Source organism: Streptomyces sp. NPDC104226 (genome assembly GCF_055584085.1).
The window spans coordinates 175,144-188,325 of sequence record NZ_JBVJMS010000012.1; the positions used below are offsets into that span (position 1 = coordinate 175,144).

A 13,182-nucleotide genomic window follows, 5' to 3' on the forward strand; every position below is an offset into this window, starting at 1 on the left:
CTCACACGACCGGACCGATCCGAACCGGCCACCCGTCGCCTCCGTGCTCCATGAGGCGGAGGCCCTCGCTCACGGGGGTGGTGAGGGCCTCCCCACCCCGCTCCTTGCCTTGACGTCGGGGTCAAGGATTACCGTCGGGGCCATGCGAATCGGCGAACTGGCCGAGCGTGCGGGCACCAGCACCCGGACGCTCAGGTACTACGAGTCACGGGGACTGCTGCCCGCCCGGCGCGACGCCAACGGCTACCGCAGCTACGACGAGGAAGACCTGCGGCTGCTCCGCCAGATCCGCACGCTCCAGGACTTCGGCTTCGACCTGGAGGAGACCCGCCCGTTCGTGGAATGCCTGCGCGCCGGGCACCCGTCCGGCGACTCCTGCCCTGCCTCGCTGGCCGTCTACCGGCGCAAGCTCACCGAACTGGACGGCCTGATCGGCCGCCTCGGCGAGGTGCGCGACCAGGTCGCGAGCCAGCTCGCCGAAGCGGAAGCCGAAGCCGGTGCCCTGGCGGGAGCCGGAGCCGGAGCCGAAACGCCCAGACCCAGATGCGAGATGACCGGCTGACCCGGTCCGACGAGAGGGGAAGCACATGATCAAGGCCCACGGCGTCGCCGAAGTGACCGACGCGGACTTCGAGGCGGAGGTGCTCGCCGAGCGAGGCCGGCCCGTCCTGGTGGAGTTCACCGCCGACTGGTGCGGCCCCTGCCGCCAGCTCGCGCCCGTCCTGTCCGCCGTCGCCGCGGAAGAGGCCGACCGCCTCAAGGTCGTGCAGATCGACGCGGACACCAACCCCGGCACGGTCGTGCGCCACGGCGTGCTGTCCATGCCGACCCTGCTCGTCTTCCGCGACGGCGAGCCCGTCCTGCAGCTGGTCGGAGCCCGCGCCAAGCGCAGGCTCCTCCAGGAGCTGGAAGGGGTGCTGGCTGCTAGCGGCGTGGCAGCGGGCTGAGCCAGAGCGTCGCCAGGGGCGGGAGGGTCAGGCGCAGGCTGGCCGCCCGGCCCTGGGCGGGGACCGGCTCGGGTCGCACCGGCTGGGTGTGGTGCACGCCGCTGCCGCCGTAGAGCTGCTGGTCGGTGTTGAGGACCTCCTGCCACAGCGGCACCTCCTCCGGGACCCCGATCCGGTACCCGTGCCGGACCACCGGGGAGAAGTTGGAGACGCACAGCAGCTGCGAGCCGTCCTGCGCGAACCGCAGGAAGGCGAACACGTTGTCCTCCGCCGCGTCCGCCTCCACCCACGCGAACCCCTCCGGCACCGTGTCCCGCTCCCACAGGGCCGGAGCCGCCCGGTAGGTGCGGTTCAGGTCGCCCACGAGGCTGCGTACGCCCCGGTGGTCACCGGCCGCCGCGTACGAGGAGTCCAGCAGCCACCAGTCCGGACCGTACGTCTCGGACCACTCCGAGCCCTGCGCGAACTCCTGCCCCATGAAGAGCAGCTGCTTGCCCGGGTGGGCCCACATGAACCCCAGGTACGCCCGGTGCGCGGCCCGCTGCTGCCACCAGTCGCCGGGCATCTTCGACACCAGCGAGCCCTTGCCGTGCACCACCTCGTCGTGCGAGATCGGCAGCACGTAGTTCTCGCTGAACGCGTAGACCATCCCGAAGGTCATGTCGTGGTGGTGGTACTTGCGGTGCACCGACTCCTTCGACGCGTAGCGCAGGGTGTCGTGCATCCAGCCCATGTTCCACTTCAGGCCGAAGCCGAGACCGCCCGTGTCGGTGGGCTGCGTGACGCCCGGCCACGCCGTGGACTCCTCGGCGATCGTCACCACGCCCGGGCAGCGCCGGTAGACGGTGGCGTTCATCTCCTGGAGCATCGCCACCGCGTCCGGGTTCTCCCGTCCGCCGTGCTCGTTCGGCGTCCACTCGCCCTCGCCGCGCGAGTAGTCGAGGTAGAGCATCGAGGCCACCGCGTCCACGCGCAGCCCGTCCACGTGGAACTCCTGGCACCAGTACACGGCGTTGGCCACCAGGAAGTTGCGCACCTCCCGGCGCCCGTAGTCGAACTCCAGCGTCCCCCAGTCCGGGTGCGCGGCCCGCCGCGGGTCGGGGTGCTCGTACAGCGGCCGCCCGTCGAACTCGGCCAGCGCCCAGTCGTCGCGCGGGAAGTGCGCCGGCACCCAGTCGACGATCACCCCGATCCCGGCCCGGTGCAGCGCGTCCACCAGGAAGCGGAAGTCGTCCGGGGTGCCCATCCGGGAGGTCGGCGCGTAGAAGCCGGTGACCTGGTAGCCCCAGGAGCCGCCGAAGGGGTGCTCGGCGACCGGCATGAACTCCACGTGCGTGAAGCCGAGCTCCGTCACGTACGCGGGCAGCTGCTCGGCCAGCTGCCGGTACGAGAGCCCGGGCCGCCAGGACGCCAGGTGCAGCTCGTAGACGGAGAAGGGGGCCTGGTGCGGCGCCCGGTCCCCGCGCGTCGCCATCCACTCCGCGTCCTGCCAGACGTAGGAGGAGGCCGTCACCACCGAGGCGTTGGCCGGCGGGACCTCGGCGTGCTTCGCCATCGGGTCGGCGCGCAGGGTGTGCGAGCCGTCCGGGCGGGTGATGTCGTACTTGTACAGGGCGCCCTCGCCGACGCCGGGCAGGAACAGCTCCCACACGCCGGTGGCCCCGAGCGAGCGCATCGGGTAGGCGACCGAGTCCCAGTACGAGAAGTCCCCGCTGACCCGCACCCCCTGCGCGTTCGGCGCCCACACCGTGAACCGGGTGCCCGCCACGCCCTGGTGCTCCATCGGCTCCGAGCCGAGCGCCGTCCACAGCTCCTCGTGCCGGCCCTCGCCGATCAGGTGCAGGTCGAGCTCGCCGAGCGCGGGCAGGAAGCGGTAGGGGTCGTGGACCTCCACCTCGTCGCTGTCGTACGTCACCAGCAGCCGGTAGTCCGGCACCCCGGCCAGCGGCAGCAGCCCGGAGAACAGCCCGTCGCCCTCGTCGAGGAGCTCGGCCCGCAGCCCCTTGGCGACGATGGTGACCGCCTTCGCGTACGGACGCAGCACCCGGAAGGACACCCCGCCCCGCTGGGCCCGGGCCCCGAGCACGCCGTGCGGATCGTGGTGACGGCCCTCCAGCAGCCGGGACCGTTCCTCCGCGCCCAGCGCCGGCGCCGGCCGGACCCCGTGCGCCGGGGCCGCCCGCCGGGCCCTGGGGGCCCGGGGCTTCTTCACGGGCTCGGGGGTGTCGACGGTGTCGGTCACGGGCTTGGCTTCGTCGCGGACGGTCGGTGACGGCTGTCGTGCGGCGCTCACGCGAGCGGCCTCCTCGGGGGCTTCGGGTGGAGGGTGGGGGATCCTGGGGCGGGGAGCTGCGTGCGGTGCGAGGGCGGACGCTGCGGCTCCGAGAGCCGCCGGATCGCCGCCATCGGCACGTGCAGCCAGTCGGGGCGGTGCCGGGACTCGTAGCGGGCCTCGTACACCGCCTTGTCGGTCTCGTAGGCGCGCAGGAGCACGGGGTCCTCGCGCGGGTCCCGGCCGGTCGTGCGGGCGTAGCCCTCGCAGAAGGCGGCCCGGCAGTCGTCCGCCCAGGTGGGGGCGAAGGGCCGGTGGGAGCGGGCCGCGTAGTCGAAGGAGCGCAGCATCCCGGCGATGTCCCGGACCGCCGGCTCGGGGCGGCGCCGGTCGGCGAGCGGCCGGGCCGGCTCGCCCTCGAAGTCGATCAGCGCCCAGCTCCCGTCGGCGGTGCGCAGGGTCTGGCCCAGGTGCAGGTCCCCGTGGATCCGCTGGGCGGCCACCCCGGTCCCGCGGGAGGCGGCCAGTGCGTCGAAGGCGCCGCGCAGCCCGGCCTCGTAGGGGCGCAGGGCCGGTACCTCGCGGGCGGTGGCGGCGAGCCGGGCCGTCATCCCGGCGGCGAGGCGGGCCGTCTGCTCCGGGCCCAGTGCGACGGTGGGCAGGGCTCCGGCCAGCGCGCTGTGCACCTCGGCGGTGGCCCGGCCCAGCGCGTGCGCCTCGGCGGTGAAGTCGACCCCGGTGCGCAGCCGGTGCAGCGCGAGCTGCCAGCCGTCGTCGGAGCCGCGCAGGTACGGCTGGAGCACGCCCAGGGTCAGCGGTTCGGAGCCGGGCAGCTCGGCCTCGTACCAGGCGACCGGCGCGGGCACCCGGGCGCAGCCGGCGGCGGCCAGGGCCCGCGGCAGCTCCAGGTCGGGATTGACCCCGGGGCCGACCCGCCGGAAGACCTTCAGGATGTACGAATCCCCGTAGATCAGCGAGGTGTTGGTCTGTTCCCCGGACAGCGGCCGGGGGGTGGGCGCCTCGGGGATGGCGGCGTCCGGGTCCCGGTCGAAGCGGAGCGGGCCGAGGGTGCCGGGGGAGCGAAGCCGCTCCAGCAGCAGCGAGGCGAGCCGCGGATCGCCCAGTCCCTCGTAGACCGCGAGGCCGGCGTACGGGCCCTGCTCGGCGTGGCCGATCAGCGCGGGCGCGAGGGCCGGCGGCAGCGGGCTCGGGCGGATGCCGAGCAGGAGCTGGTAGCAGTCCCCGTCCACGTCCAGCAGCAGGTGCAGCAGTCCGGCGGTGGACCCGGGCGGCAGCAGTTCGGCCGCCGAGACGGCCCTGAGCCGTCCGATGGCACGGCCCTTGCCCGCGAACCAGCGCTGCGCGGGCAGCCAGGCCCGCAGCATCGGTTCCAGGGGACCCAGTCCGGGTCCCGGTCCGAGCCCGGGCCCGGTGGCCCGGTCGGCGGTGAGCCGATCCCGGGCGGATGCAGCCTCCGACATGGCGTCGCGTCCTTTCCCCGGGCCGTCAAAGAATGCGCAGAGTGTCCCGGATCGCGGTGTGTGCTGCTCCGGTGTGAGCGAGTGTCGGGTCAGAAGGGTCCGTACAGGGCGGGCGATTGACCCATTCGCCCGCCCTCGTGCGTCTAAGCGCGCGGCGGTTGCGGTTCCGAGCGCAGTCGGAACCAGTAGAAGCCGTGGCCCGCCAGGGTCAGCAGGTACGGCCACTCGCCGATCGGCGGGAAGCGGACGTCGCCGGTGAGTTCCACCGGGACCCGTCCGTTGAACGACCGCAGGTCCAGCTCGGTGGGCTGCGCGAAGCGCGAGAAGTTGTGCACGCACAGCACCAGGTCGTCCCCGTACTCACGGAGAAAGGCGAGCACCGCCGGGTTGGACGAAGGCAGTTCGGTGTACGAGCCGAGCCCGAAGGCCGGGTTGGCCTTGCGGACCTCGATCATCCGGCGGGTCCAGTGCAGCAGCGAAGAGGGTGAGGCCATCGCCGCTTCGACATTGGTCACCTGGTACCCGTGGACCGGGTCCATGATGACCGGCAGGTTCAGCCTGCCCGGATCGCACGAGGAGAAACCGGCGTTGCGGTCCGGGGTCCACTGCATCGGCGTGCGCACGCCGTCGCGGTCGCCGAGCCAGATGTTGTCGCCCATGCCGATCTCGTCGCCGTAGTACAGCACCGGGGAACCGGGCAGCGACAGCAGCAGGGCGGTGAACAGCTCCATCTGGTTGCGGTCGTTGTCCAGCAGGGGGGCGAGCCGGCGCCGGATGCCGATGTTGGCCCGCATCCGCGGGTCCTTGGCGTACTCGGCGTACATGTAGTCGCGCTCTTCGTCGGTGACCATTTCGAGGGTGAGCTCGTCGTGGTTGCGCAGGAAGATGCCCCACTGGCAGCGGTCCGGGATCGCCGGGGTCTTCGCCAGGATTTCGGAGACCGGGTAGCGGGACTCTCTTCGGACCGCCATGAAGATGCGCGGCATGACGGGGAAGTGGAAGGCCATGTGGCACTCGTCCCCGCCCTTCTCGAAGTCCCCGAAGTAGTCGACGACGTCCTCGGGCCACTGGTTGGCCTCGGCGAGCAGGACGGTGTCCGGGTAGTGCGCGTCGATCTCGGCGCGGACCGCCTTGAGGAGGGTGTGGGTGCGCGGCAGGTTCTCGCAGTTGGTGCCCTCCTCGGCGTACAGGTAGGGCACGGCGTCGAGGCGGAAGCCGTCGATCCCGAGGTCGAGCCAGAAGCGCAGCGCCGAGACGATCTCCTCGACGACGGCCGGGTTCTCGTAGTTGAGGTCCGGCTGGTGGGAGAAGAACCGGTGCCAGTAGTACTGCTTGCGGACCGGGTCGTACGTCCAGTTCGAGGTCTCGGTGTCGACGAAGATGATGCGGGCGTCCTGGTACTGCTTGTCGTCGTCGGCCCACATGTAGTAGTCGCCGTAGGGGCCCTCGGGGTCCTTGCGGGACTGCTGGAACCACTCGTGCTGGTCGCTCGTGTGGTTCATGACGAAGTCGATGATCACCCGCATGCCGCGGGTGTGCGCCGCGTCCACGAACTCCACGAAGTCGGCGAGGTCGCCGAACTCGGGCAGCACGGAGGTGTAGTCGGAGACGTCGTAGCCCCCGTCGCGCAGGGGTGAGGCGAAGAACGGCGGGAGCCACAGGCAGTCGACGCCGAGCCACTGGAGGTAGTCCAGCTTGGCGGTGAGCCCCTTGAGGTCACCCACGCCGTCGCCGTTGCTGTCGTGGAAGGACCGTACGAGGACCTCGTAGAAGACCGCCCGCTTGAACCAGTCGGGATCGCGGTCCTTGGCGGGGGTGTCCTCGAAGGTGTCGGGGACGGGATCGTTGATCATCATGAGATGGGTGACCCTCCGGTGGGCGGGGACGGTCGCAGAGCCGCCAGTACGTGCGCGGGGGTGCGGCCCGGTTCCAGGCGCACGTAATTGGCCCTGCCCCAGTGATAGGTCTCGCCGGTGAGCTCGTCGCGCACCGCGAGGGACCCGTGCCAGTCGAGGCCGAGTACCGGCATGTCCAACGAGACCGTCGCCTCCTGGGTGTGGTGCGGATCGAGGTTGACGACCACCAGTACGGAATTGCTCCCCGCGTGCTTCGAATAGGCGATCACTTGTTCGTTGTCGGTCGGGTGGAAATGGATGTCGCGGAGCTGCTGGAGGGCCGGGTTGCGTCGGCGCAGCCGGTTCAGGGCGGTGATCAGCGGGGCGATGGTGCGGCCCTCGCGGTCGGCGGCGGCCCAGTCGCGCGGGCGCAGCTCGTACTTCTCGGAGTCCAGGTACTCCTCGCTGCCCTCCTTGACCGGGGTGTTCTCGCAGAGCTCGTAGCCGGCGTAGACCCCCCAGGTGGGGGAGAGCGTGGCGGCGAGGACCGCGCGGACCTCGAAGGCGGGGCGGCCGCCGTGCTGAAGGTATGCGTGCAGGATGTCCGGGGTGTTGACGAAGAAATTCGGCCGCATGACGGAGGCGGAGCGGGTGTCCGCGAGCTCGGTCAGGTACTCCGTCAGCTCGGCCTTGGTGTTGCGCCAGGTGAAGTACGTGTAGGACTGCTGGAAGCCGACGGCGGCCAGGGTCCGCATCATCGCGGGACGGGTGAAGGCCTCGGCGAGGAAGATCACGTCGGGGTCGGACTTGTTGATGTCCGCGATCACCTTCTGCCAGAACACCACCGGCTTGGTGTGCGGGTTGTCGACCCGGAAGATCCGGACCCCGTGCTCCATCCAGTGCCGCAGGATCCGCACCGTCTCCGCGACGATGCCGGCCATGTCGGCGTCGAAGTGGATGGGGACGATGTCCTGGTACTTCTTCGGCGGGTTCTCCGCGTACGCGATCGTCCCGTCGGCGCGGTGGCGGAACCACTCCGGGTGCTTCTCCACCCACGGGTGGTCCGGGGAGCACTGCAGGGCGAAGTCGAGCGCCACCTCGATGCGCAGCTCGCGGGCCCTGGCGACGAAGGCGTCGAAGTCCTCCAGGGTCCCGAGCTCGGGGTGGACCGCGTCGTGGCCCCCCTCGGTGGAGCCGATGGCCCAGGGCACGCCCGGATCCCAACTCCCCGCCGACAGCGTGTTGTTCGGCCCCTTCCTGAAGGTGCTCCCGATCGGGTGGATCGGCGGCAGGTACACCACGTCGAAGCCCATCGCGGCGACGGCGGGAAGCCGCTCGGCGGCGGTCCGGAAGGTCCCGCTGACCGGAGCCTCACCGGGCTCCAGCACCGCCCCCTCCGACCGGGGGAACATCTCGTACCAGGAACCGAACAGGGCCCGCTTGCGCTCGACCAGCAGCGGCAGCGGCTTGGAGGCCGTCACCAGCTCCCGCAGCGGACGCTTGGCGAGCAGCGCGTCGATCCGCGGACCGAGCGCCGCCGCGTACCGCTCGGCGACGGGCCGGTCCTCGTCGCGCATCACGTCCGCCGCGGCCAGCACGTGCTCGCGGCCGTCCCGCTTGGGAATCTTCGCGGCGGCCCGCTCGTAGAGCTCGGCGCCTTCCAGCAGCATGAGCCCGGTGTCGATCCCGGCCGGGATCTTCACCGCCGCGTGGGCCCGCCAGGTGCCCACCGGGTCGCTCCACGCCTCGACGGTGTAGGTCCACCTCCCCTCGACCTCGGCGGACACCCGCGCCCCCCACCGGTCGGTACCGGGAGCGAGCTCGGACAGGGGCACGGGGGGCCGCAGCCGCCCGCTCGGATCTCGGAGCACGACATGGGCCGCCACGGCGTCGTGCCCCTCGCGGAACACGGTGGCGGAAATCTCGAAGACCTCGTCCACGACCGCCTTGGCGGGTCTGACGCCGCAGTCGACGGCGGGGCGGACGTCCAGCACGGGAATGCGACCGATCATGATGGGATCACCTGGGGGCAGTTCGCAGGGCTCGGTGACAACAGGCCAGCCGGCAAGGCAGCTGGTAGTGCACGCTCTGTTCGCTCTGTTTCTAGCCGCTCGGAAGACGGCTGGGCTGCGGGCATGGCCGCTCCTGTCCGCGTTCACTCGGGTGGCGGGAGAGGTTCGGGGAGGCTGCGCCGTGCGCGTACCCGGGAGCCCTTCCCACTCCAGCCCGACCCATGCCGCGTGTTCGGTTAACTACTCGTACGTACTGGAACGCCTGCCCGGTCGCCGATCCCCGACACCTGCCGATGCTCCGTCAACTCCAAGAGGACTACCGGATGTCCACCGCACCGCTCTTCGCCTACGTCGGCCCACCCGAACTGGCACCCACCCCGGACGCCTGCCCGGGCGGGCTGCCGGTACGCACCAGCGCGGACCTCGACGGCGAACTCCCCGCGCAGTGGAACGTGGACGGGGGCGTGTGCGACCTCGTACGGCGGCTCGGAGCGGACGAGGCGGAGGTGCGGGAGCTCGCGGCCGCTGTGGCGAGGGACTGGCCCGATGCCCGCGATCCGGGTGAGGGGCGGATCCTGTGCGAGGCCCTGGCGCGGGCGGCCGTACGGGAGCGCGACGACGTGGCGCTGGAGGCCGAGCTCTACGCGCTGCTGGAACTTCAGGCCTTCCTGCCGGCCGCCGCGCTCCACGTGCTGCGCGCCCTGTCCCGTACCGAGCTGCCCGCCGCGCTGCGGCCTTACCTGGACGAGCTGTTGGAAGGGCCCGGAGGAGGGGGGTGGTGACGGGCGGTCGAGGCCCCATGGTCCGGGAGGGGGGAGGGCGCTAGCCTTCCGAGGGTGACGCTTGCGGTGCACAGCGTGGTGCGGCCGCTCCGATCCGTAATCCCCTGCGAAGGTGGAACGCGTGAAGGCTATCCGTCGATTCACCGTGCGCCCCGTCCTCCCCGAGACCCTCGCGCCGCTCGCCGACCTCGCGCGCAACCTGCGCTGGTCCTGGCACGCCGAGACCCGTGAACTCTTCCAATCCGTCGATCCCGAGGGCTGGCAAGCCGCCGGCGGGGATCCCGTCCGGCTGCTCGGCGCCGTGTCCGCCGCGCGGATCGCCGAGCTCGCGGGGGACCGGCGGTTCCTGCGCCGGCTCGCCGTCGCAGCCGCCGACCTCGATGACTACGTCCACGGCGGGAGGTGGTACCAGAGCCACGAGGCCGCGGCCGAGCTGCCCGCCGGCATCGCCTACTTCTCGCCCGAATTCGGCATCACCGCCGCCCTGCCCCAGTACTCCGGCGGCCTCGGCATCCTCGCCGGGGACCACCTCAAGGCCGCCAGCGACCTCGGCGTCCCCCTCATCGGTGTCGGACTGCTCTACCGGCACGGCTACTTCCGCCAGTCCCTCTCCCGCGACGGCTGGCAGCAGGAGCACTATCCGGTCCTCGACCCCAACGAACTGCCCCTCGCGCTGGTGCGCGAGGAGGACGGGACCCCCGCGCGGGTGTCCCTGAGCCTCCCCGGCGGCCGGGCCCTGCACGCGCACGTCTGGCAGGCCCGCGTCGGCCGGGTGCCGCTGCTGCTCCTCGACTCCGACGTCGAGGACAACGACGCCGTCGCCCGCGAGGTGACCGACCGGCTGTACGGCGGCGGCAGCGACCACCGGCTGCTCCAGGAGATGCTGCTCGGGATCGGCGGCGTACGGGCCGTGCGCGCCTACTGCCGGATCACCGGCCATCCCGACCCCGAGGTCTTCCACACCAACGAGGGCCACGCCGGGTTCCTGGGACTGGAGCGCATAAGGGAACTGGAGGGGCAGCAGGGGCTCGGCTTCGAGGCCGCCGTGGAAGCGGTGCGCGCCGGAACCGTGTTCACCACCCACACCCCCGTCCCCGCCGGCATCGACCGCTTCGACCGGGCCCTGGTCGCCCGCCACTTCGGCGACGGCGGCGAACTGGCCGGCGTACCCGTCGACCGGATCCTGGCCCTCGGCGCCGAGACGTACCCCGGAGGCGACCCCGGGGTGTTCAACATGGCGGTGATGGGCCTGCGCCTCGCCCAGCGGGCCAACGGGGTCTCCACCCTGCACGGCGCCGTCAGCCGCGAGATGTTCGCCGGGCTGTGGCCGGGATTCGACCCCGCAGACGTGCCCATCACCTCGGTGACCAACGGTGTGCACGCACCGACCTGGGTGGCGCCCGAGGTGGTGAAGCTCGGCGCGAAGCAGATCGGCGCCGGCCGCACCGAGGACGCGCTCTCCGTCGGCGGCTCGCAGCGCTGGGACGCCGTCGCCGACATCCCCGACCAGGACGTCTGGGACCTGCGCCGGGTGCTCAGGGAACAGCTCGTCCAAGAGGTACGGGACCGCCTGCGCGCCTCCTGGCGCCAGCGCGGGGCCGCCGACGCCGAACTGGGCTGGGTGGACTCCGTCCTCGACCCCGACGTGCTGACCATCGGGTTCGCCCGGCGCGTGCCGTCCTACAAGCGGCTCACGCTGATGCTGCGCGACCCCGACCGGCTGCGCCGCCTGCTGCTGGACCCGGACCGGCCCGTGCAGATCGTGGTCGCCGGCAAGGCGCACCCCGCCGACGACGGCGGAAAGCGGCTCGTCCAGGAGCTGGTGCGGTTCGCGGACGACCCCCGCGTGCGCCACCGGATCGTGTTCCTGCCCGACTACGGCATGGCCATGGCCCAGAAGCTCTACCCGGGCTGCGACGTCTGGCTGAACAACCCGCTGCGCCCGCTGGAGGCCTGCGGCACCAGCGGGATGAAGGCGGCGCTCAACGGCTGCCTCAACCTCTCCGTCCTGGACGGCTGGTGGGACGAATGGTTCGAGCCGGACTTCGGCTGGGCCATCCCGACCGCCGACGGACTCGGCGCGGACGAGGACCGCCGCGACGACCTGGAGGCCAACGCCCTCTACGACCTGATCGAAGGCCGGGTCGCCCCCCGGTTCTACGACCGGGCCGGACAGGCCGGACTCCCGGTGCGGTGGATCGAGATGGTCCGGCGCACCCTCGTCTCGCTGGGCCCCAAGGTGCTCGCGGGCCGCATGGTGCGGGAGTACGTGGAGCGGCTCTACGCTCCGGCCGCGCTCTCCCACCGCGCCCTGACCGCGGACGCGGCGCGGGACCTCGCCTGGTGGAAGGGGCGGGTCCGCGCGGCCTGGCCGCAGCTCACCGTCGAGCACGTGGAGGCCCTGGCGGCGGGCCCGGTCGGCGGCACCGCCGAACTCGGGGCCACCCTCACCCTGCGCGTGCAGGTCTCCCTCGACGCCCTGGCCCCCGAGGACGTGGAGGTGCAGGCCGTCGCGGGCCGGGTCGACGCGCAGGACGTGATCCAGGGCGGTCGGACCTTCCCGCTCAAGCCCGCCGGCGGACCCGACCTGGAGGGCCGCTGGCTGTACGAGGGCCCGCTCGCCCTCGACCGTACGGGACCCTTCGGCTACACCGTACGGATCCTGCCGGCGCACCCGCTGCTGGCGACCCCGGCCGAACTGGGCCTGGTCGCGGGCCCGGCCACGGGCGCGGACACGGACACGGGAGGCGGGGTCGTGCTGCGGTAGGCACGCCTGCCGCGGTAGGCGCCCGCGCCGAACCGGTTCAGGGGGCGGGCGGCGGATCCACCAGCCGCCCGTCCTCCACCAGCATCCCGGCCCGCTTGACGCTGCGCAGGGCCGGGATGACCTCCACCTGGCCCACCCCGTCCACCGCGCCGATCCGCTCGGTCAGGTACGTGTACAGCGCGTCCGTGTCCCGGCACACCACCACCGCCATCAGCGAGGCCGCCCCGGTGACGGCCGCCGCGAACGCCACCTCCGGGTGGCCCGCCAGATCCGCCCCCACCTGCGCCAGGCGGGCCGGGGGGACCGTCAGCACCAGGGTCGCCTCCGCCTCGTAGCCGAAGAGCGCCGGGACGAACTCCACGTCGAAGTAGACCGCCTCCACCTCGCGCAGCCGCTCCAGCCTGCGCCGCGCGGTGGACTCCGACAGGCCGCTGGCACGCGCCAGTTCCGGGTACCCCGCGCGGCCGTCCCGGCCCAGCACCGAGAGCAGGGCCAGCTCCGCCTCGTCCAGCACGTACCGCTGCGGGCCCGGCTGCCCGGCGGGCCGTTCCAGGGCGGCCGCCTGGTCGGGGCGCAGGATGTCCAGGCCCACCCAGGCGTCGGGCCCGCCGAAGAACTTCCGCAGGATGGTGTGGGCGCTCACGCCGGTCACCCGGCGGGTCCGCGGCAGCTTCTCCAGCAGCAGGGCGTCCCGGTCCTGGCGGGTGCGGGCCCGGGTCATGCAGTGGATCTCGGTACCGCCCGATCCCAGGGTCACCCACGCGATGTCCGGGCGGCGGGCGAGCGCCTCGGCCACCGGGAGCGCGGCGTCGGGGGCGCACTGCACCCGGAGCCAGGACTCGAACAGCCCGACCCGGCTGCCCAGCGGCAGTCCGACGACCCGGATCAGGCCGGTGGCCCGCAGCCGCCGGTAGCGCCGTACGACGGTCTGGTCGGAGACCCCCAGCACCTCGGCCAGCCGGCTGAAGGGAGCCCGGCCGTCGATGGTGAGGGCCTGGACCAGGGACCGGTCGAGCGGGTCCAGCTCCGTTTCGTTCACGGTTTCCATCATCACAGACCCTGCCGTGGGTGAAATCCGCCGCCGGA

The 13,182-nt window shown here is 72.4% G+C and carries 9 protein-coding genes; 4 read left to right on the plus strand and 5 right to left on the minus strand.

Annotation, left to right across the window (positions count from 1 at the left end; genetic code table 11):
* The first annotated feature begins 142 nt into the window (after positions 1–142).
* Positions 143–562 (plus strand): MerR family transcriptional regulator, encoded by a 420-nt coding sequence (locus ACZ60J_RS32905; protein ID WP_469687521.1) that lies wholly within the window; start codon positions 143–145, stop codon positions 560–562.
* A gap of 25 nt (positions 563–587) precedes the next feature.
* On the plus strand, positions 588–947 hold the full coding sequence (locus ACZ60J_RS32910) for a thioredoxin family protein (RefSeq protein ID WP_469687523.1): 360 nt from the start codon (positions 588–590) through the stop codon (positions 945–947).
* On the opposite strand, the gene glgB is transcribed toward ACZ60J_RS32910, so the two are convergent.
* The 4 genes from glgB to ACZ60J_RS32930 all read right to left on the minus strand — a co-directional run bounded on the left by glgB (position 925) and on the right by ACZ60J_RS32930 (position 8,547).
* Complete coding sequence (gene glgB / locus ACZ60J_RS32915) at positions 925–3,240, minus strand: 1,4-alpha-glucan branching enzyme (RefSeq protein WP_469687525.1); 2,316 nt, start codon at positions 3,238–3,240, stop codon at positions 925–927. The two genes, ACZ60J_RS32910 and glgB, sit on opposite strands and share 23 nt — an antisense overlap.
* Positions 3,237–4,700, minus strand: a complete 1,464-nt coding sequence (locus ACZ60J_RS32920; protein ID WP_469687527.1) for a maltokinase N-terminal cap-like domain-containing protein — start codon at positions 4,698–4,700, stop codon at positions 3,237–3,239. Before ACZ60J_RS32920 ends, glgB begins: the two co-directional genes overlap by 4 nt.
* Before the next feature lie 143 nt (positions 4,701–4,843).
* Positions 4,844–6,556: a maltose alpha-D-glucosyltransferase gene (gene treS / locus ACZ60J_RS32925; protein WP_469687528.1), complete on the minus strand. Its 1,713-nt coding sequence runs from the start codon at positions 6,554–6,556 to the stop codon at positions 4,844–4,846.
* Positions 6,553–8,547, minus strand: coding sequence for an alpha-1,4-glucan--maltose-1-phosphate maltosyltransferase (locus tag ACZ60J_RS32930; protein ID WP_469687530.1), 1,995 nt, complete (start codon positions 8,545–8,547; stop codon positions 6,553–6,555). The genes treS and ACZ60J_RS32930 overlap by 4 nt, the downstream gene beginning before the upstream one ends.
* A 323-nt stretch (positions 8,548–8,870) precedes the next feature.
* On the opposite strand from ACZ60J_RS32930, the gene ACZ60J_RS32935 reads away from it, so the two are divergent.
* Together ACZ60J_RS32935 and glgP are read left to right on the plus strand one after the other, a co-directional pair.
* On the plus strand, positions 8,871–9,329 hold the full coding sequence (locus tag ACZ60J_RS32935) for a hypothetical protein (protein WP_469687532.1): 459 nt from the start codon (positions 8,871–8,873) through the stop codon (positions 9,327–9,329).
* Between the two features lie 121 nt (positions 9,330–9,450).
* On the plus strand, positions 9,451–12,096 hold the full coding sequence (glgP, locus tag ACZ60J_RS32940; protein WP_469687534.1) for an alpha-glucan family phosphorylase: 2,646 nt from the start codon (positions 9,451–9,453) through the stop codon (positions 12,094–12,096).
* Between the two features lie 37 nt (positions 12,097–12,133).
* On the opposite strand, the gene ACZ60J_RS32945 is transcribed toward glgP, so the two are convergent.
* The gene (locus ACZ60J_RS32945) at positions 12,134–13,144 is read right to left on the minus strand and encodes an Lrp/AsnC family transcriptional regulator (RefSeq protein WP_469687676.1); all 1,011 of its coding nucleotides are present in this window, start codon (positions 13,142–13,144) and stop codon (positions 12,134–12,136) included.
* Positions 13,145–13,182 lie beyond the last annotated feature (38 nt).